The 19,131-nt window shown below is 60.9% G+C and carries 15 protein-coding genes; 8 read left to right on the forward strand and 7 right to left on the reverse strand.

What is annotated here, in order from left to right; all coding sequences use genetic code 11:
* Positions 1 to 30 precede the first annotated feature (30 nt).
* Together E1N52_RS19455 and E1N52_RS19460 are read left to right on the forward strand one after the other, a co-directional pair.
* A complete protein-coding gene (locus tag E1N52_RS19455) occupies positions 31 to 1,182 on the forward strand; it encodes an efflux RND transporter periplasmic adaptor subunit (RefSeq protein WP_133184361.1) in 1,152 nt (383 codons plus the stop codon).
* Between the two features lie 11 nt (positions 1,183 to 1,193).
* A complete protein-coding gene (locus E1N52_RS19460) occupies positions 1,194 to 4,247 on the forward strand; it encodes an efflux RND transporter permease subunit (RefSeq protein WP_133184362.1) in 3,054 nt (1,017 codons plus the stop codon).
* A 15-nt stretch (positions 4,248 to 4,262) separates the two neighbouring features.
* On the opposite strand, the gene E1N52_RS19465 is transcribed toward E1N52_RS19460, so the two are convergent.
* Positions 4,263 to 4,427, reverse strand: coding sequence for an FmdB family zinc ribbon protein (locus E1N52_RS19465; RefSeq protein ID WP_133184363.1), 165 nt, complete (start codon positions 4,425 to 4,427; stop codon positions 4,263 to 4,265).
* Positions 4,428 to 4,977: 550 nt separating this feature from the next.
* Between E1N52_RS19465 and E1N52_RS19470 the strand changes: the two genes are divergently transcribed.
* A complete protein-coding gene (locus E1N52_RS19470) occupies positions 4,978 to 5,181 on the forward strand; it encodes a hypothetical protein (RefSeq protein ID WP_133184364.1) in 204 nt (67 codons plus the stop codon).
* A 15-nt stretch (positions 5,182 to 5,196) separates the two neighbouring features.
* Here the strand turns inward: E1N52_RS19470 and E1N52_RS19475 are convergent, their stop codons facing one another.
* Entirely contained in the window at positions 5,197 to 6,594 is a 1,398-nt protein-coding gene (locus E1N52_RS19475; protein WP_133184365.1) for an FAD-binding oxidoreductase, read from the reverse strand.
* 135 nt (positions 6,595 to 6,729) lie between these two features.
* On the opposite strand from E1N52_RS19475, the gene E1N52_RS19480 reads away from it, so the two are divergent.
* Positions 6,730 to 7,644: a LysR substrate-binding domain-containing protein gene (locus E1N52_RS19480; RefSeq protein ID WP_133184366.1), complete on the forward strand. Its 915-nt coding sequence runs from the start codon at positions 6,730 to 6,732 to the stop codon at positions 7,642 to 7,644.
* A gap of 222 nt (positions 7,645 to 7,866) precedes the next feature.
* Here the strand turns inward: E1N52_RS19480 and E1N52_RS19485 are convergent, their stop codons facing one another.
* The 3 genes from E1N52_RS19485 to E1N52_RS19495 form a co-directional block, all read right to left on the reverse strand.
* Positions 7,867 to 8,958 (reverse strand): lipase family protein, encoded by a 1,092-nt coding sequence (locus E1N52_RS19485; protein WP_133184530.1) that lies wholly within the window; start codon positions 8,956 to 8,958, stop codon positions 7,867 to 7,869.
* 49 nt (positions 8,959 to 9,007) lie between these two features.
* A complete protein-coding gene (locus tag E1N52_RS19490; RefSeq protein WP_342777872.1) occupies positions 9,008 to 9,877 on the reverse strand; it encodes an LssY C-terminal domain-containing protein in 870 nt (289 codons plus the stop codon).
* Positions 9,878 to 10,245: 368 nt separating this feature from the next.
* On the reverse strand, positions 10,246 to 11,424 hold the full coding sequence (locus tag E1N52_RS19495; protein WP_425468091.1) for an LssY C-terminal domain-containing protein: 1,179 nt from the start codon (positions 11,422 to 11,424) through the stop codon (positions 10,246 to 10,248).
* Between the two features lie 928 nt (positions 11,425 to 12,352).
* Between E1N52_RS19495 and aspT the strand changes: the two genes are divergently transcribed.
* Together aspT and gad are read left to right on the forward strand one after the other, a co-directional pair.
* Complete coding sequence (aspT, locus tag E1N52_RS19500; protein ID WP_133184369.1) at positions 12,353 to 14,101, forward strand: aspartate-alanine antiporter; 1,749 nt, start codon at positions 12,353 to 12,355, stop codon at positions 14,099 to 14,101.
* 86 nt (positions 14,102 to 14,187) lie between these two features.
* Complete coding sequence (gene gad, locus E1N52_RS19505) at positions 14,188 to 15,567, forward strand: glutamate decarboxylase (RefSeq protein WP_133184370.1); 1,380 nt, start codon at positions 14,188 to 14,190, stop codon at positions 15,565 to 15,567.
* Positions 15,568 to 15,734: 167 nt separating this feature from the next.
* Here the strand turns inward: gad and E1N52_RS19510 are convergent, their stop codons facing one another.
* Entirely contained in the window at positions 15,735 to 16,136 is a 402-nt protein-coding gene (locus E1N52_RS19510) for a surface-adhesin E family protein (RefSeq protein ID WP_133184371.1), read from the reverse strand.
* Positions 16,137 to 16,777: 641 nt separating this feature from the next.
* Positions 16,778 to 17,683 (reverse strand): LysR family transcriptional regulator, encoded by a 906-nt coding sequence (locus tag E1N52_RS19520; RefSeq protein WP_133184373.1) that lies wholly within the window; start codon positions 17,681 to 17,683, stop codon positions 16,778 to 16,780.
* Between the two features lie 106 nt (positions 17,684 to 17,789).
* On the opposite strand from E1N52_RS19520, the gene E1N52_RS19525 reads away from it, so the two are divergent.
* A complete protein-coding gene (locus E1N52_RS19525) occupies positions 17,790 to 18,740 on the forward strand; it encodes a ketopantoate reductase family protein (protein WP_133184374.1) in 951 nt (316 codons plus the stop codon).
* On the forward strand, positions 18,737 to 19,129 hold the full coding sequence (locus E1N52_RS19530) for a VOC family protein (RefSeq protein ID WP_133184375.1): 393 nt from the start codon (positions 18,737 to 18,739) through the stop codon (positions 19,127 to 19,129). The genes E1N52_RS19525 and E1N52_RS19530 overlap by 4 nt, the downstream gene beginning before the upstream one ends.
* Positions 19,130 to 19,131: the final 2 nt, after the last annotated feature.

Here is a 19,131-nt window from a genome sequence, read left to right on the forward strand (position 1 = left end):
TGCAGTGGCCGCCCCGGCCAGGACATGACGATGACGACGAAAAAGCCGATGGCAAAGCGGATGATCATCATGCTGATCTGCGTGGGCATACTGCTCGCCGCGCTGGTCGGCTTCAATCTGTTCAGGGCGCACATGATCCAGAAGTTCATGGCGAGCAACGCTGCGCCGCCCGCCACCGTCACGGCCGCTATCGCAGGCTATCAAACATGGCAGCCGCAGCTTGTCGCAGTGGGCAGCCTGCGCGCGGTGCGCGGCGTCGACGTGACGACGGAAGTGGCCGGGCTCGTGCGCGAGATCGCGTTCAACTCGGGGCAGGAGGTGAAGACTGGCCAGGTGCTCGTGCGCCTGAACGACGATTCGGACCGCGCGCAGCTCGCGTCGTTGCAAGCAGCCGCGGACCTTGCGCAAACGGTCTACAAGCGCGACAAGGCGCAGTTCGACATTCAGGCGATTGCCAAGGCGCAGCTCGACGCCGACGCCGCCGATCTCAAGAGTAAAAGAGCCCAGGTCGATCAACAGGCCGCCCTCGTCATAAAGAAGACGATACGCGCACCGTTCGCGGGACGCGTCGGCATCACGACGGTCAATCCCGGCCAGTACCTCAATCCGGGCGATGCCATCGTCACGCTGCAAGCCATCGACCCGATCTACGCCGACTTCTTTCTGCCGCAGCAGCAGCTCGGCCAATTGCAGGTTGGCCAGGCCATCGTCGTCGATACGGATGCATTCGGCAACCGCACGTTCGACGGCAAGATCCGCTCGATCAATCCGCGCGTGGACAGTAGCACGCGCAACGTCCAGATCGAGGCGACTGTCGACAATAGCGAGCGCAAGCTGCTGCCTGGCATGTATGCGAACGTGAAGATCGATGCGGGTGGCGCGCAGCGCTATCTGACCTTGCCGCAAACGGCGATTACCTATAACCCGTATGGCGCGACCGTGTTCATCGTGAAGCCCGGCGAACATAAGAATGCACAAGGCAAGATCATGCCCGTCGCGCAACAGGTGTTCGTCACGCCGGGGCCGACGCGCGGCGACCAGGTCGCGATTCTCAAGGGCATCAGCGAAGGTACGCAGGTCGTGACGAGCGGGCAGCTGAAACTGAAAAACGGCACGCCCCTCGTGATCGACAACCGCGTGCTGCCTGCGAACAGCCCGAATCCGACGCCCCAGGAACAATAGAAGAGCGCGCGATGAAATTCACCGACATCTTCATTGAACGGCCGGTCCTCGCTTCGGTGGTGAGTCTGCTGATACTCGTGCTCGGCTTGCGCTCGCTCGCGGCGCTGAAGGTCAGCGAGTATCCGCAAACCGAAAACGGCGTGGTGACGATCACCACCGCGTACTATGGCGCGAGCGCCGACACGATGGCGGGCTTCATCACGCAGCCGCTCGAAGCCGCGATCGCACAGGCACAGGGAATAGACTACATGTCGTCGACGAGCACCACGGGTGTCTCGACGATCACCGCGACGCTGCGGCTCAACTACGACTCCAACCGCGCGCTCACAGAGATCAACACGCAGATCGCATCGGTGCGCAACCAGTTGCCGCCGCAGGCGCAACAGCCCGTGCTGACCGTGCAAGTGGGGCAAACCACCGACGCGATGTACATGGGTTTTTACAGCGACGTGCTGCCGAGCAACAACGTCACGGATTATCTGCTGCGTGTCGTGAAGCCGAAGCTCGATTCGGTCCAGGGCGTGCAGACGGCGGAAGTGCTCGGTGGCCGTCAGTTCGCGCTGCGTGCATGGCTCGACTCGAGCAGGCTCGCCGCACACAACGTGACGGCCGCCGACGTCTTCACGGCGCTCGGCAACAACAACTATCTGGCGACGCTTGGCACAACGAGAGGCCAGATGATAAGCGTCGATCTCAATGCGGGCACCGACCTGCATTCCGTCGAGGACTTCAAGAAGCTCGTCGTCACGCAGAAGAACGGCGCGATCGTGCGCCTCGAAGACGTCGCGAACGTCGTGCTCGGCGCGGACAATTACGACTTCAACGTCGCGTTCAGCGGCAAGCGATCGGTGTTCATCGGCATCAAGGTGGCGCCCGATGCGAACGTGCTCGACGTCGCGAAGCGCGTGAAAACGATCTTCCCGGATCTGCAGAGGCAGTTCCCGACGGGCATGACGGGCGACATCGTCTACGACGCGACCGACTTCATCAACACGGCGATCGTGGAAGTAGTGAAGACGTTAGTCGAGGCGCTGTTGATCGTGACTGTTGTGATCTTCCTTTTTCTTGGCAGTCTGCGTGCGGTGATCGTGCCCGTGATCGCGATGCCGCTCTCGCTGATCGGCACGTTCTTCGTGATGCAGGTGCTCGGCTATTCGATCAATCTGCTGACACTGCTTGCGCTCGTGCTCGCCATCGGCCTCGTCGTCGACGATGCGATCATCGTGGTCGAGAACGTCGACCGGCATATGAAGGAGGAGGGCAGGCAGCCTTTCGAAGCCGCACTGATCGCGGCGCGCGAACTCGGTGGCCCGATTCTCGCGATGACGGTCGTGCTGATCGCGGTGTACGTGCCGATCGGCTTTCAGGGTGGACTGACCGGCGCGCTGTTCACCGAGTTCGCGTTCACGCTCGCGGGCGCCGTCACCGTGTCGGGCGTGATCGCGCTGACGCTCTCGCCCATGATGTGCTCGCGCTTTTTCCGCATGGACCAGCAGTCGGGCCGCTTCCCGCGCTTCGTCGACCGGCAGTTCGAACGTGTGCATCATGGCTACCGGCGTCTGTTGCATGCGATGCTCGACACGTGGCCCGTGTTCGTCGTGATGGGCGCGCTGCTCCTGTGCGGCACCGTCTATCTCTTCATGACGTCGCAAACGGAGCTTGCCCCTCAGGAGGATCAGGGCATCGTGCTGTCCCAGGTCCAGGGGCCGCCGAACGCGACGATCCAGCAGATGCAGACTTACGCGGATCAGGTCTTCGATATCTCGAAGCAGTTGCCGGAATACGCGCAGATGTTCCAGCTCACGGGCGTGCCGACGCTGAACCAGGGCATCGGCGGCGTGCTCTTCAAGACGTGGGACAAGCGCAAGAAGGGGGCGACGCAATTACAGCAGGAATTGCAGCAGAAGTGGAACGGCATCGCGGGCGCGCGTATCGCCGCATTTCAGTTTCCGCCCCTGCCGGGCGCGCAAGGATTGCCCGTGCAATTCGTCATCAGCACGACGGAGCCGTTCGAGAACCTCAACGAAGTGTCGCAAGCCGTGCTGCAAAAGGCGCGCGAAAGCGGCATGTTCTTCTTCGTCGACAGCGATCTGAAGATCGACAAGCCGGAAAGTGTACTGCTCGTGGACCGCGACAAAGTCGCTTCGCTCGGCCTCACGCAGAGCGATGTTGGGCAGACGTTGGGCGCGGCGCTCGGTGGGAACTTCGTCAACTACTTTTCGATTGCCGGCCGCTCGTACAAGGTGATTCCGCAGGTGCTGCAAACGGACCGGCTGAATCCGTCGCAAGTGCTCGACTATTACTTGCGCACGCCCGATGGCAGTGTGATTCCCGCTTCGACGGTTACGCATCTGAAGCGCAACGTCGTGCCCGAGTCGATCAATCACTTCCAGCAGCTGAATTCGGCCACGATCTCCGGGGTGCTCGCGCCGGGCATCTCTCAGGGCGAAGTGCTCGACTTCCTGCGCAAGGCCACCACGGACGTCGCGCCCGCGGGATACACGGCCGATTATTCGGGTCTGTCGCGACAGTTCGTGCAGGAGTCCGGCGGCTTCGTGACCACGCTGCTGTTGGCGACGATCATCGTGTTTCTCGCGCTCGCCGCTCAGTTCGAGAGCTTTCGCGATCCGGTCGTGATTCTCGTGTCGGTGCCGATGGCGCTGTTCGGCGCGCTGATCTTCATCAACGTGGGACTCACCACGCTCAACATTTACACGCAGGTGGGCCTCGTCACGCTGATGGGTCTCGTCAGCAAACACGGCATTCTGATCGTGCAGTTCGCGAATGAACTGCAACGTGCGGGACGCGGCAAGCGCGAAGCACTCGAAGAAGCGGCCGGCGTGCGCTTGCGGCCGATCCTGATGACGACGGCCGCGATGGTGCTGGGCGTCGTGCCGCTCGTGATCGCATCGGGTGCGGGTGCGGCCGGCCGCAACGCGATGGGACTCGTGATTTTCACGGGGATGTCGATCGGCACGCTGTTCACGCTGTTCGTCGTGCCCGCGATGTATATGTTCCTCGCCGCGGACCATCATCGGGACAGGGAGCATCCGGAGCAGGCCTGAGCAACCGAAGAGAGTTCAGGATTTTCTGGACGTTTTCGCCACAAATGGTGTGGGGATGTGCTGAACCTTCTCGCTGCCACACTTCGGGCAAGGCGGATGAGCGGATGCATGTTCAGCAAGATGCTCGGCATGCTCGAACATCTCACCACATTTCTCGCACCTGTACTGGTAAGTCGGCATGGTATTCCTCTAACGAGAATCCGGGCGACAACCCATTCTAGTGCAGGAAATGGGAGCGCTCTTCGGTGTCAATCCGAGCCGCAAGCTAGTGCTTGCGATGCATCCAGCTCATATGGTGCGTGTCGAGCCACTCGCTCAGGCTCTCTCCCTGGTGTTCGCGCCTGTAGCGACGGGACAAGGCCATGGCAACGACAACGAGAACCACAAGGCCAACCCAAAAACTGATCATTGACTGAGTCATGGCAGCCTCCTTCGGGAATGCGACCATGCCTGAATTCTAGTGCCGAGGCGGCGGAATTCGCCTCGAAAGTTGTTGTGGCGCTCAGCAGGGATCGCGTCCGCCGGACCCAGTGGTATGTCGATTCCCATTGCCTAAAATGAAGTGTTGCGAGGGCCGGGGCAGCAGGGCCGTACCCCACGCGGCTCTCCCGAACGTTACCGTGATGGTGGCGAGTTATGTAGTGCTTGCACAATTCACTGATCAGGGCATATGAGCGCTCGCTGCGCTGCGCGGGCGACGCTACCGATGTTTTCCTATCGAGGAGGTCAAATGAACACCAAGGACAAAGGCAACGTGCGTGCATTCGTGCAGACGGCCGAACAGATCGGCGGATGGGTGTGGGTTATCTCGCTCGTCGACTTCGATGCGCGTGAAGTGCGGCGCTCGCTCGTAGCCGAAGAACCCTTCGCCACGGAGCGCGCGGCGAGAGACGCGGGCAATGCTCGTCTCGAAGCGCTCGCACACGATCAGTAACTGCGCAGGGCCCACTCAGGCGGGTGTAATGTTCTGATTCATGTGGAAGACGTTGTCGGGATCGTACCGGCGTTTGATGGAAGCCAGCCGCGCATAATTATTGCCGTAGGCTTCCTTCACGCGTTCGTCGCCTTCATCACCGAGGTTGTTTGCATAGACGCCTCCGGATGAATACGGCCTTAGCGCGTCCCATATGCTGCGCGCCCATTGGACGTTCGCCGCATCTTCGGCGGCATCGTTCCAGATGGCGACGGGAAAGCAGTCAAAGCTCGCGTTGCGATGCGGGTACGCGGTCGCGGACCCGGCGACGCGGGCAATGGCGCCCCCTACGTGCTGAAAGACCAAAAGCGATGACGGCGAAGGCGAGCGTTCATAGGCGTCCAATACAGCGTCGATCGCTCCGTCTTCGATCTCTCTCAGGAATTGCGCCTTCCAGTAGTACCTCCGGCCTCGCGGAAACACGCTGTCGCCGTTCGATTGAATCTGCAGGTAGGGCACACGCTCGAGGCGGCAGTCGACGGAAGAGCCTGACTGCATCAGTGCATCGAGAACCTGTCGACCGGAATCGGGGGCGCCGACATAGCACGCCGATATGCTGAAGAATCGCTCTCCGGAAGGATTGGCGACGAACGCAGCGTCTGCGCTGACCTCATCCGGTGCACTCCGCGCAAACTGATCGTAAAAGCGCAACGCGGCGCGTGCCTGCTCGAACGGGTACAGCAAAGAGCAGACGAGCAACTCGGGATCCAGCGGGTGCAGCCGCAAATGAAAAGCTGTCGCTATGCCGAAGTTGCCTCCGCCGCCCCGGACAGCCCAGAACAGGTCGGAATGTTCGCGGTCGCTGGCCACCAGTTTTTGTCCGTCGGCCGTGACCATTTCGACGGCGACGAGGTTGTCGCAAGTCAGTCCGTATTTGCGGCCGAGCTTGCCGAATCCGCCACCCAACGTCAGGCCGGCAAGGCCCGTGTCGCTGATCACACCCGTTGTCGTCGCGAGGCCGTGGGCCATTGTGGCCCGATCGAACTCTCCGAGGTTCAGGCCCGCCTCCGCGCGCACCACGCGCCGATCAGCGTCGACGTCAATCCGCTTCATGCGGGAGAGGTCGATGACAATACCGGCATCGCAGACTGAAAGTCCCGCCACGTTGTGACCGCCGCTGCGCACTGCAACCCGCACATCAATCGACCTGGCAAAGCGCACGGCTGCGACCACGTCGTCGGCGTCAGCACAGTAGACGATCATTGCCGGCCGCTTGTCGACTGTCCCGTTCCATACCCGGCGCGCCTCGTCGTAGTCCGGATCGCGAGGCATGACCAGCGTGCCGTGAAGCGTGCGACGCAATTGCTCGCATTGACGCGAGGCAGCGTCGATTTCGCCCTTCAAGACAGGTGACGAATTTGTTTCGGTGCTCATCTTGCCTCCTTCGTGCTCGCTCGCGCTGAAGCCGAAATTCAAGGTTCGGTCGCTTGATCGTTGCACTCCCCACGCGTCGAAGCAAAATGAAAGAATTCAGCTTTCAGATGAGAAAATTTCACCTAGACTGAACAGATGCGAAAGTTGCCTCCCTTGCGCTCGTTGCAGGCGTTCGAGGCGGTAGCGCGGCATCGCAGTTTCAAGGACGCCGCGCAAGAGCTGAACGTGACGCCGACGGCCCTGAGTCACCAGATCCGCACGCTGGAAGAAGCGTGTGGCCGTCAACTCTTTGCGCGTCGGCCGCGCCCCATTCGACTCACTACTGCCGGACAACTTCTGTATCCGGCGCTGCGCAGGGGATTCGATTCATTCGCAGACGCGCTCTCGACGGTTGCCGAAACGGGCGGCACGGTCGCGCTACGGATCACCAGCCCAAACGCCTTCGCGAGCCGTTGGCTGGTTCCGCGGTTGTCACAATGGCACGAGTTGCACCCCGACATTCCGCTGCAGATTATCGGCACCGATGCGGTCCTCGACCTGGACGCGGGCGAGGCCGACGTCGCGATACGCTACGCACACGCGGCGCCAAAAGGTCTGGTCTGTAAAGAGATCGCGCGAGACGCGTTCTACCCTGTGGCTAGCCCCGGCCTCCTCGGGACAGAAAATCCACGCCCGATAGCGGCAATCGACCTGCTTCGATTTCCCCTGATCCATTACGAGTGGACGAACGGAGATCCCGAAGCGCCTTCCTGGCCGCGCTGGTTTTCTGCTTCGGGTGTGCCGGTATCCGCATACACGCCTCTTCGCAGCAAGCGTGACTTGCGCTTTCGGGAAGAGCTCCATGCGATCGACGCTGTGCTCGCCGGTCAGGGAATCGCTCTGTGCAGCGACATCGTATTGGAGCGAGCATTGCTGAGTGGAGCGCTCGTGAAAGTGCTTCCTGTTGCGTTGCCTGGCTATGGCTTCTACGTCGCCCATCTCGCGGAGCATGCGACGTCCAGTGCAGTTCGCACCTTTGTAGAGTGGGTCACCGCCGCGCGTCGCGCTTAGGAACGGCCAGTTTCTTGCGGAAGGCAACGTGCATCCGTTTGCACATCGTCGTGTCGCCGATCAGGGCGGATTGCCATTTGGGCGAAATGGCAAAGCAAGGTCAGCATCACCGCTGCTATCAATTGCAGGGTATCCAGATCGACCCAACTCAGCCAGAAGACTCGGCACCGACTCAGCGACCACTTCGCGGTCAAACGATCCTTTCATGGGCACGGCAAGGGCTCACCGGGCGGGCTCTGCCAGATCCTCTTCCACGAAGCGCAAGATCGCCTCGACGAGCGCCTCGCGTGGATAGGCATTCTGTGTCACGAAGAGCGCCCCGATCGTCGGATGCGTGCGGGCAACCGGCACGGCTAGCGCCCAATGATCCGCATTCACGTAGGCGAGAAGCGTGCTGCCGGGTACAACCTCATCGTAGAAGATGACCTGGCTGTCGTTTCGCGAATCGACGCGTGAGAGCTTGTTGTAGCTCGATTTCAGGATGGACGAGACGCGTTCCGGCTGCGGGAATGTCACGATCGAGTAGTACCGCAGATCGCCTGGAAGAGGGTGTTGCGCGAGCCACATCTTGCGCGTGGCCGGCCTCAGGCTCTGCACACCGCCGCCATCGCCCGAGTTGCAGGTTGCCCCCGGAAAGTATCGCAGCAGGTCCGCCTCGTATTGTTTGGCGTTGTTGGCAAGCGGAGATCCGCCGATCGCACCGGCTGCACTCACCATCGCCGCGATACGGCTTCGAATTTCCGGGTAGGCGACCAGCGCTTCGAGAATGTCGGGAGCCCCCTTTGAATAGCCAATCAGGACGATGCGCGGTGCACCCTCGAGCGCTGGCATCGCCATGATCGCGTCGCGAATCTGGCGGGCGTTATGGGTGGAACTCGACAGCGCATCGACGTCGAGCAGCGTTGCGTCGAAGCCGAACTGGCGCAGATGCGTCACGACGGAGTTGGGTGGATCCAGCCACGGTTTGAAACAGCCGTAGCCGATTCCCGGCACGACGACTGCGATGAGGTGACGTCGCGATTGCCCCAGATCGACAGGCTTGCCGGTGCCGTCCGGCTCGTTGCCCACTCGGGTCAGTGCGTCTTCACAGGGCCGGTAGTCCGGTAGTGCCGGGCCGCGCGCTGCGAGCACTGCGCAATAGACCTCCCTGAAGCGCCCCCGCTTGTCCACTACGCCGGCCTGGGACGCGGGCACGAGAGCCAGTGGTGGCGTATCGGTCGAATACGGCGTCAGCGGTTTCGTCGCGCATGCGACCAGCAGAATTCCTGCCGTTATCGTCGCCAGCGCGACGCGGGCCCGGCACGCTACACCCATGACGGTGTCGTGGCGTTTCGGTGCGAAGGGCCATGCCATGAGTCTCGGGTCATCGACCTGCATCGCCGGTTGCTCCTCGTTGAACGGTGTCGCGCCTTTCGAGGTACGGCGCCCAGTCGATAAAATCCACGTCCGACAAACTACGCGGTCTCACCGCGAAGAACACGACTGCGCGCAATCCGTCCGTGTAGTAGGTCGCTCCATCGAGTGTGGTTCGGGGGTGGGTCGACGGCGCCGCGCCGACCCCGTTCACAAATCCCAGTTTGTCGAGCCCGGTTGAATACATCAGGTCCTGAATCAGGAAGTTGCGCGCCTCATCGACGTTCCCCTGCAGGACGAGGTGTGACTTGCCGCGTGGGGCAAAGCGGCCGCCTATCGGTCGGCCAACCTGCGCGATGTACACGAGTTGCCCCTGAAAGCGGATCGGGGTGAGCCATCCGCGTATCCAGGTCGCGGGTGCGCCCGTTTGCGCCTCTTTGCGCATCACGAAGTCCGGTTCCCGGCCGAAGACGCGCTGCGCCAGATCGGGCGCCCGTGCATCGCGCCGGTAATTACGCCGTATCAGGGCCGCGCCGATGTCAGTGAGCTGGCCAATGCCGACCGCGTTCAGGGGATCGGCCTGCACTGCCCCGCTTGCGTCGGTCGCGCAGCACGGAAGGCGTTCCAGCGCGGCGCGCAGTGACGCGAGGTCGGTGTAGTCCGTGATTGCAGTTTCGGGGAACGTCTGTGCAAGATGCGGATCCATCGTTCCACCGGGCACGCGCACGAAAAGCGAGACGGGAATCAGCGTGTGGTTTCCGAGCAGATCGATATTGACCAGCTTGATGCCCCGATCCGGGTTGGTGAACAGGATGCCCGAGCGGGTCTCGCCTGGTGGGATCGGGTTGCCGAATGCGAGCTTCGCGAAATAGTCGTCCATGCTCGAATTCGTTGCGCCGCCAAACAGCGTATGGTGGGACCAGGCGACTTCGTGAGGCGAGAAGTAGTCCGGGTCGGTGCCCGAGCGCAACAGCCACAGCGCCTGCGACGTCCCGTTCTGCACTTCGATCCATAGTGGCTGAACTTTGGTGCCGTTGATATCTGCGCCATAGATTCGTTTGCTATCCTCACTGTCGAGTATCGTCGCGCTGACGCGTACGTCATGACTGGTCGTGCTGGTCGCACGCTCACGTAGCGCCGTTTCGTCGGCCTCGGGCGGCTCGTGCCATGTCGTACAGCCAGCGAGTGCGAGCGCGAGTAACAATTCCCCCACACGCACCCGCACACGATGAACGGTTGGCGACAGGCTCACGGTTTGGCCCCAGGTGTAGCGTGCACGACCCTGTATGGCGTGACCCACGGCAAGACCTCGATATTCGAAAGCGCCGTCGGCATGCGGTCGAACACGAGCACGACGCGATAGCCATCCGTGAAGTATGGATCGGTTGTCAGGTTGCGGCGCGGAGCGCTTTCCGGCGCAGTGCCCACACCCGCTACGAGACCGAACTTCGCGAGATTCTGCGAATATGTCATGTCCTCGGTCAGCGCGGTGCGCGCTTCATCCACATCCGGGTCGATCTTGTGCGTGGTGAACGTCGACGAATGCCATGTCAGCCGGATACCGATATCGCGGCTGACCTGTCCCACCCAGACAGGCTTGTCGTGGTAGCGCATGTTGCTGAGCCAGAGCCGCATGTGGTTGCGCTGGTGGATGTCGCCGCGCGCCTTTTGCAGCGCCAGGTCCTGTGCGCGGCCAAAGAGGTAGAGGTCACTCACGGGTGCGTTGACATAGGGTTCACCGGACAGTGCGGCGCTGATCATGTGCCTGATTGCGCCTGACCATTTCTGTTCAGTCAGACTCCAGCCCCGGCGAACGAGCGCGGGAAAGGCGTCGTCGAGACTGCCGACGATCACCAGGTTGAGCGGATCGCCATGCTTCGAGCCGTCCTCGTTCGTGGCGCAGCACGGCAGGGCTTCGAGCGCGGCGCGAAAACTCGCGTCATCCGTGTAATTCACGACCGGTGCGTCGGGATCATCCGCACGTTTGAATACCTGGCTGCGCTTGTAGTCGGCCTCGAATCCCGGCACGGCTACGAAAATCGAAAACGTCCGGGCGCGCTCCCGGGCGACGAGGTCGATCTGTACGAGCTTCGCGCCTTCATTGAGATTGGTCAGCACGAATCCTGCGACTCTTTCTCCGGGGTGGACAGGATTATGAAAGGCAAGCGAACGAAACCGGCGATCCAGTTCGGCCTGCTGATCATGTGAAAGCGCGCCAGAAAATGCTTCGGCCGCCTCCGACGCGGGAAAGAAGTTCGGATCGAGACCAGGTGACAGGAGAAAATAATTGCGATCCTCATGATTCTCGACTTCGATCCATACCGGCTGGATGTTCCTGTCGGCAAGTGGTACGCCATAAACCGCTGCGCTTTCCTCCGGCGACAGCACGGCCGTCGTCACCTGCATGCCGCCCTCTGTGCGTGTCACTGCGCGATTCTTGTATGCAGGTACGAAGTCCGATGACCGCGTTGTGGTGCAGCTCGCCAGTACGCAGCCGGCGAAGCTGACAACCAGCATCAACATCACGATGCGGTTCACCGAGACACCTCTTCACGGGGATCAAGGGAGGCGTTGTATCCGATTACCGGCCGAACTTGATGGTGCCGATGGCGTGGCCTATCGCCAGGGCCAGGAACGGCGCGACTTCGGGTCGCGCGCCTGGCAGATTCATGGCGCAGCGCCGCCAGGTTCAGAAATGGGCTGCAAGTCGCGGCATGCTTGCCGCTGCGTAGAGTGCGGGGCCTGCCGTGGGCCTGGCAAGCATTCCGTCTATACCAGCTCGCGCTGCCCGAATTGAGTCTAGACCATTATCGTTGTGGTGATGCTCCATCGTCGAGATGATGCGCATAGTGTGGTGAAAGCGGTTGCAGGCGCATAAACCGGGATCGACAAGCAGCAATCGGATGACGCGCGCTGTCTTCGCTTCGGTTTCCAGCAGCTAATAGCAATTAACTAGTTGGTTACCTGAAGTACCTGGCTGCATGCTGGTAGCGTAGCCATCGGACCAAAGTCCTATTGCTGGAAGAGGCGACGTGATCGATATTCCACTTCGAACACGCTCGTGCAGCAACGGCCCAGCGTGAACAACAAAAAAATCGAGCTTGCTGTTGTGTTACCGGGAGCGCGCGACCAGTTCCCTCGAGCTTACGCACAACGCTGTCAATGATGCTGCCATCGGCGGCCTGCGTCGGCCACCGCTTGCATTCGAAGTGTTTGGAACAACTCCAACAACTCCAACAACCGCACTACGCCAGGCGTCTTTCTGCCCGCAGCCTCAAGATTTCAACTGTTACTTCGGTTGATGAGGCATGGCAAATTATTTAGTTTTGCGAATCAATCAAGGCGAGGTTCCACCATGTCATGGCTTGCGGACACGTTGCGTGCATATCCTGAGATTGCCGTATTTCTCGCGCTTGGCATCGGCTACTGGGTTGGAGGCTTCAGCTACAAGGGCTTCAGCCTCGGCGCCGTGACGGCGACGTTGCTTGCAGCCGTTGCGATCGGGCAGATCCCCCACCTGATCATTTCGGCCGACGTCAAGCATGTTTTCTTTCTGATGTTCCTGTTTGCGGTGGGATACGGCGTCGGGCCGCAGTTCGTGCGCGGCATCGCCAAGGATGGCGTGCCACAGGCGCTCTTTACCGTCGTTCTAAATGTACTGTGTCTCGCCGCGCCGATCGTTGCTGCGAAGCTTGCCGGCTACAGCGTCGGATCAGCGGCCGGGCTCTTCGCCGGTTCGCAAACCATTTCCGCTTCGATGGGTCTTGCCACGGACGCGATCAACCGGCTGGGGCTACCTGCTGACCAGACCAAGGCGTTACTGGATGCGATGCCGACTGCGTACGCTGTTAGCTACATCTTTGGCACGGTCGGCTCGGCGGTGATTCTCGCGACCCTGGGGCCGCTATTGCTACGCATCGACCTCGTCGCGGCGTGCAAGGAGTATGAAGCGACTCTCGGTGGCGCGAAGGAATTTGGCGGGCCGGGGCAGGCGTGGCACCGGTACGAATTGCGCGCGTTTCGCATCCCTGTGGACGGGCAGGCTGTCGGCAAGACGGTCAGCCAGCTGGAAGCAATCGAGCCCGAAGGCGTGCGGCTATTTATCGAACGCGTCAGGCGCGGTAGCAACATACAGGAAGCCACGCTGGATTTCGTCCTGAAGCCTGATGACGTGGTGGCAGTCTCCGGCCCCCGCGAACAACTCGTGTCGCTACTCGGGGCGAAGGGCGCAGAAGTCGGCAACGGCGGCAGCCAGGTCGTATCGACTCTCGGGGTGAAGGCCCTGGAAGTCGACGATCCCGAACTGCTGGCGGTTCCGGCAGAAGGCGTGGACGTTTTTGTAACCGACAAGGCGGTTGACGGCAAGACCTTGCAGGAACTCGGGAAACTCCCTGCGGCTCGGGGCGTCTTCCTCAGGAAAATCAAGCGCGGTCCGACTGAAACGCTGATTCCGGTGTTGCCGAACACCCGGCTGCTGCGCGGAGATACGGTAACGATCGTCGGCCGTACGCAGGACACGACTGCGGCAGCGAAGGCGCTTGGCGTCCTCGACCGGCCATCCAATGTGACGGATGTGGCCTGGGTAAGCCTCGCGATCACGGTTGGCGCGCTTGTGGGGGCGGTCGTCATCAAGGCCTCCGGCATTCCCATCACGCTGTCGACTGCAGGTGGTGCGCTGATCGCGGGCATCATCTTTGGCTGGCTGCGCGCCATTCACCCCACTTTCGGCCGCATTCCCGAACCCACGGTCTGGTTCATGAACTCCGTCGGCCTGAACATGTTCATCGCCGTCGTCGGAATCAGCGCGGGTCCTGGTTTCGTCTCGGGTCTGCAGCAGTTGGGCGTGAGCCTTTTCCTGTGGGGCATTTTCGCCACGAGCGTTCCGCTGATTCTCGGGATGCTGATCGCCAAGTATGTGTTCCGGTTCCATCCCGCCATTCTGCTCGGGGTGTGTGCGGGCGCAAGAACCACGACGGCCGCACTTGGGATGATCTGTGATGCCGCGAAGAGTCAGATCCCCGGCCTCGGCTACACGGTTACCTATGCCGTCGGCAACACCCTGCTGACTATCTGGGGCATGGTCCTCGTGATGATCATGACCTAGTGGGCGCTCGCCGTTCGTGGCCTGCGAAGCAGTGTTAGGCAGGCTGTTCACTCACGTGACGTTTCTTCAAACTCGAGGAGTTTTAGATGGCCACGCCAATCGACAAAGTCACGCCCTACGACGAATTCAACTACCCGGTTCCGGAGAACGAGTTCCCGAAGGAGGGCATGAGCGCACGCGCTGCGGCCGCAGTCGTCATCAGCGACGAGTGGACCGATTGCAACCCGATGCAGAATTTGTCGTCGTTCCTGACCACGTTTGCAGAGGAGGAAGTGATCGAAGTTGCCAAGCGCAACATGTTCAAGAACTATATCGACCACGACATGTATCCGCAGCTGTATGCGCAGGAAACGCGGATGGTGAAGTGGTTGCATCAGCTGTGGAACGGACCGAAGGAGGCGGAGCCGTACGGTACCGGAACGGTGGGTTCGTCCGAAGCGTGTATGCTGGCCGGCCTCGCTCACAAATGGAACTGGCGCCAGAAGCGGGAGAAAGAGGGCAAGGATGCGAGCCGGCCCAACATGGTGACGGGCGGCAATGTGCAGATCGTGTGGAAGAAGTTCTTGCGCTACTTCGACGTCGAACCGCGGATCGTGCCGCTGTCCCCAGGCCAGTACCGGCTGACCGCCGATGAGCTTGAAAAGTATGTGGATGAAAACACCATCTCGGTAGTGGCGATTGCCGGGCAGACCTTTACCGGCGAAGACGATGACATTCAGGGCATTCACGACTGGCTCGACGACTACGAGAAGAGAACGGGCATCTCGGTTCCCATGCATATCGATGGCGCATCAGGTGGCTTTGTCAATCCGTTCCTGTACCCCGATTACAAATGGGACTTTCGGCTGCCGCGTGTGCAGTCGATCAACGCCTCCGGGCACAAGTACGGCCTGTGCCCGCCCGGATGCGGCTGGGTGGTTTTCCGCGAGCGCAAGATCTTCAACGAGGATCTGGTTTTCTATGTGAATTATCTGGGTGGGGAAATGCCGACCGCGACGCTGAACTTCAGTCGTAACGGTTTCAATATCGCCTGCCAATACTATATTTTCCTGCGCCTCGGATTCGAGGGGTACAAGCGGATCATGCAGCACACGCTGGACAATGCGATCGCGCTGCGAAAGAAGCTTGTGGACAGCGGCTACTTTACGATCATGAATGAGAGCCAGCGTATTCCTGTCGTCGCAGTCACACTCGACAAGAAAATCACGAAGTTCAACGAGTTCGATGTTTCGAACAAGGTCCGCGAAAAGGGCTGGGTACTCTCGGCGTACACGATGCCACCGAACGCTGAATCTGTGCGCAGTCTGCGAGTCGTGGTCCGCCCGCATGTCAATCACAATGTGGCGGAGATGGTGAGCGACGATATTATCGCTGCGTGCAAATTCCTCCAGGAGCATGGCGGTAATGCGACGCCGCCGAAGCTCCATGCGCACGCGGCCGAGAAGACGACATTGACTAAGTGCTGACGAAGACCATCCATTCGATGATCCCGCATTTGGCGGGGCCGAGGCAAGCAGCGACGCGCCGGTTCACGCCATGTTTGCGCTCCGTTCTTTTGGGCGGAGCGCCGATCGACAACTGGAGGCTTGAGTTGTTCGAGTATCGTCAGATAGTAAGAGCTGGTTCCGCTGCGTCAACTTTCCAGTGAATCGAGAATATGCGTGGAGCCATATGCTTTGTGACACAGGGCTTTGGCGGCCTGCGCCAGCGGTTTGTCGGAGTCTATCGCGATATAATCCGTCTCACCTTCCCACTGCTTGACGAGTTTGCCGTGAAGCCATTTTGAATCGGAAGTTTCTCTGTACTGCCAACTCTCACAATCGAATATCAAGTGGACGGAGCGTTCGTCATAGGTAACATCTCCCGGGTTATCGGGCTTGCTGAGTTTCATGCGCAGCCACGCATGAACAAGCGGGTGTTCCTCTGAAATGGTAGATCGATCGACCCATATCGACCCGGGCGGACCGGAATAAATTTCGTCCCAGTTCGCAGCGTATGCATTTGCATAGATGCTGGCCAGAAGACCGACGACCATCGCGTTTCGTAACATGTTTTTCCACCTCGTAGATAGTCTGTCCGAAATCACGCGATTCGAAGATCGGGTGACGCGCTTCATTTACAGTTCAGTTTCGTCCGCCGCAGCACACTCGAGCGCGTATACGGAAGCTGCAGTCATCGCTTCGTCGCTGCTGCCGAAATCTTGTTTGATTTTGTGCCTTATGCCAGGGATACGGGTTCTCTGTTCGGTATGAAAAATCTTTCGTTCGAATCGCACGGACGCGTGCCACACACCAGGCGTCGCTTCATGTACCTCACAAAAGCAGTAGTAACCGCTTTCTTCGAAATACCTATATTCCGGCATGGCTGTCTCCGGCTGGATTATCGACGGCCCAATCACCGGGGTGTCCTTTGCTGAGCCGCGCTGCGGATGATACGGCCGGTGCAGTAGCGAAAAGAGGTTTCATAACGAACTCCCTCAGGGGCCACTTCGGATCTGTCGCGATTGAAACGACGCCGCCACTTCCAAACTAGGCGTTTGGGCACGTTTGCTCTATCGGACCAAGGTCCGATGTGAGTTAATCCGGACGCTCGCTCATAGACTCTGGCAACGGCGGGTTGCAGAGGTACAACGGTCATATTGTCCGTGACATGGCGCACGGCGCCTTAGTGTCAGTTTCACGGCGATACGCCAAACAGCTGGAGGACCACACTACGCAACCAGCGATTCCCGGCCTCGTGGTGATATCGGGCATGCCAATGTTGCCGGACGGCGAAACCATCCACGGAGATTGGGCAGGTATGTACTGCCAGATCGTTGGCCTGCGCGAGCGTTTCTCCAATATGGCGTGGCAGCGTAGCGACCAGGTCGGTCGTCTGGACGATCGTTCCGAGCCCCAGGAAGCCCGGCAGCTGCAGCACGATGTCACGCTCGATCCGCTCGCGCGCAAGCGCCAGTTCCAGCAATTGCGCACCTGTGCCCGATTCGATCGCGACATGTCCCGCCGAGCGATACTGCTTCAAACCGAGCCGCCCGCGAACGCGCGGATGATGCCGGTTCGTCAGACATACCCAGTCCTGTTGATAAAGCTGCTGCTGGTAGACGCCGCCGCTCAGCCAGGGGACGTAGCCAATAGCCAGATCGGCCTCACCCGACTCCAGCGCCCGTTCGGTGTTTCCGTCGATTCCCGCTGCCTCGAGCCGGATGCCCGGCGCCTGGGCGCGTACGTGCGCGAGCAGTCTCGGCAGCAGCGTGATGTGGCTCGCGTCCGTCATGCAGATGCGAAAGCGCCGCTGCGCGGTCGCAGGATCGAACGCGATCTCCCACGCGACGAAGCGCCTGAGTGATTCGAGAATCTCGCGGCAAGGCCCGATCAGCGCATCGGCCTGCGGCGTCGGCGCCATGCCGCCGGGGGTGCGGATGAAAAGCGGATCCTGCAAACACTCGCGCAGCCGGCCGAGCCAGATGCTGATGGTGGGCTGGCTTTGCCCCAGTTGCTCGGCAACGCGCGTGACGCTGCGCGTGTCATACAGAAGGTCGAACAGCTGTAGCAGCTTCAGATCAGGCAAATCGGTCGGCATCATGGCGTAGCGGGCATTATTGTCTGGCGCAATGATGCCATTGTAGTCATTGCATTGCCGATATGAGCGGTGACTCCTATCGTGTGCCTACACGTCAAGGAGAAACCCAGTGAAGATTGCAATTCTCGGCGCCGGCGCACTAGGTTGCGCGATCGGCGCCGCGCTCACGGAAGGCGGCCACGAAACCTGGCTGCTGGACCGTTCGCCCGTCCATGTCGAAACGATGCGCCGCGACGGTCTGCTGGTCGACGACGACAACGGCACGCGGCGCATCGCGGTGCGCGCCGCGACCCAGGCGAGCGAAATCGGTGCAGCCGACGTGGTGATCGTGCTCGTCAAGTCCTTCCACACCGACGCGGCGATGCGCGGCGCACTCGCGCTGATCGGGCCCGAAACGCTCGTGCTGTCGCTGCAGAACGGCCTCGGGCATGAAGACGTGCTCGCCGATATCGTGGGCCGCGAGCGTGTGCTGGCGGGCAAGACCTATGTCGGCGGCGTGTTGCGCAGTCCGGGGCATATCCAGTCGGGTGTCACCGGCAAGGCGACGTACATCGGCGAACTGGATGGCCAGCTCACGCGCCGTGTGAAGACGATCGCCGAGGCCTTCAACGCAGCGGGGCTGCTGACCACAGTCAGCGACAACATCATGGGCACGATGTGGGACAAGCTGCTCGTCAACGTCGCCACGGGCGCGATTACCGGCATTACGCGCCTCACTTACGGCCAGCTCTATGACGAGCCGCTCTTGAAAGCGACGGCTCTCGCTGCCGTATCCGAGGCAATCGCGGCGGCACTGGCGGCCGGCATCAGGCTCTCGATGACGGACCCCGAGCAGGCCTGGACACTCGCGGCCGAAGGCCTCTCTCCCGCGTTCAAGACGTCGATGCTGCAAAGCCTCGAAAAAGGCTCGGTCACCGAGATCGATTTCATCAACGGTTCGGTGGTGCGCTGGGGACAACGGCTCGGCGTGCCGACGCCCGTCAACGCGACGCTGGTGGCGTGCATCAAGGGCATCGAGCGCGCGATGGCCGACGAGCAGCGCAAGGAGACGACGGCATGAGCGGCTCGAAGGCTTACCTGGAGCATGTCGCGATCTGGGTGAAGGACATCCGGTGGCATATCCGCTTCTTCGAAGACGTGCTCGGCATGACCATGCGCGAAGTCGACGGCACCGTCGACGCGCCGCGCCAGTATTGGACACTCGGCGGTCTTCAGTTCATTCATGCGCCGCAACACGATGGCCCCGAAGGGCGCCTCGCGCATCTGGGCGTCATGTGCGAAGACCTCGAAGCCGCTTTGGCAGCCGCCCATGCCTTTGGCGTCAGCGAAATGCCGCAAGGGCGCAACTGGCTGCGTCTGCCCGACGGCCTCGCCGTCGAACTGATTCAAGCCAGACCCGCGTCCTGTGTTGCGAAGGCGCTGACCATCAACCCGCGCGCGGAGGCGTGAGC

This window comes from Paraburkholderia guartelaensis, from assembly GCF_004353905.1.
In the GTDB taxonomy this organism is placed as follows: Bacteria; Pseudomonadota; Gammaproteobacteria; order Burkholderiales; family Burkholderiaceae; genus Paraburkholderia; species Paraburkholderia guartelaensis.

Bases quoted from the DNA above. Each gene is read 5' to 3' on its own strand.
- gad (WP_133184370.1), top strand. From the start codon at position 14,188: ATGGCCACGCCAATCGACAAAGTCACGCCCTACGACGAATTCAACTAC.
- E1N52_RS19460 (WP_133184362.1), top strand. From the start codon at position 1,194: ATGAAATTCACCGACATCTTCATTGAACGGCCGGTCCTCGCTTCGGTG.
- E1N52_RS19455 (WP_133184361.1), top strand. From the start codon at position 31: ATGACGACGAAAAAGCCGATGGCAAAGCGGATGATCATCATGCTGATC.
- E1N52_RS19465 (WP_133184363.1), bottom strand. From the start codon at position 4,427: ATGCCGACTTACCAGTACAGGTGCGAGAAATGTGGTGAGATGTTCGAG.
- E1N52_RS19480 (WP_133184366.1), top strand. From the start codon at position 6,730: ATGCGAAAGTTGCCTCCCTTGCGCTCGTTGCAGGCGTTCGAGGCGGTA.
- E1N52_RS19510 (WP_133184371.1), bottom strand. From the start codon at position 16,136: ATGGTCGTCGGTCTTCTGGCCAGCATCTATGCAAATGCATACGCTGCG.
- E1N52_RS19475 (WP_133184365.1), bottom strand. From the start codon at position 6,594: ATGAGCACCGAAACAAATTCGTCACCTGTCTTGAAGGGCGAAATCGAC.
- aspT (WP_133184369.1), top strand. From the start codon at position 12,353: ATGTCATGGCTTGCGGACACGTTGCGTGCATATCCTGAGATTGCCGTA.
- E1N52_RS19485 (WP_133184530.1), bottom strand. From the start codon at position 8,958: ATGGGTGTAGCGTGCCGGGCCCGCGTCGCGCTGGCGACGATAACGGCA.
- E1N52_RS19470 (WP_133184364.1), top strand. From the start codon at position 4,978: ATGAACACCAAGGACAAAGGCAACGTGCGTGCATTCGTGCAGACGGCC.
- E1N52_RS19520 (WP_133184373.1), bottom strand. From the start codon at position 17,683: ATGATGCCGACCGATTTGCCTGATCTGAAGCTGCTACAGCTGTTCGAC.
- E1N52_RS19530 (WP_133184375.1), top strand. From the start codon at position 18,737: ATGAGCGGCTCGAAGGCTTACCTGGAGCATGTCGCGATCTGGGTGAAG.
- E1N52_RS19490 (WP_342777872.1), bottom strand. From the start codon at position 9,877: ATGGACGACTATTTCGCGAAGCTCGCATTCGGCAACCCGATCCCACCA.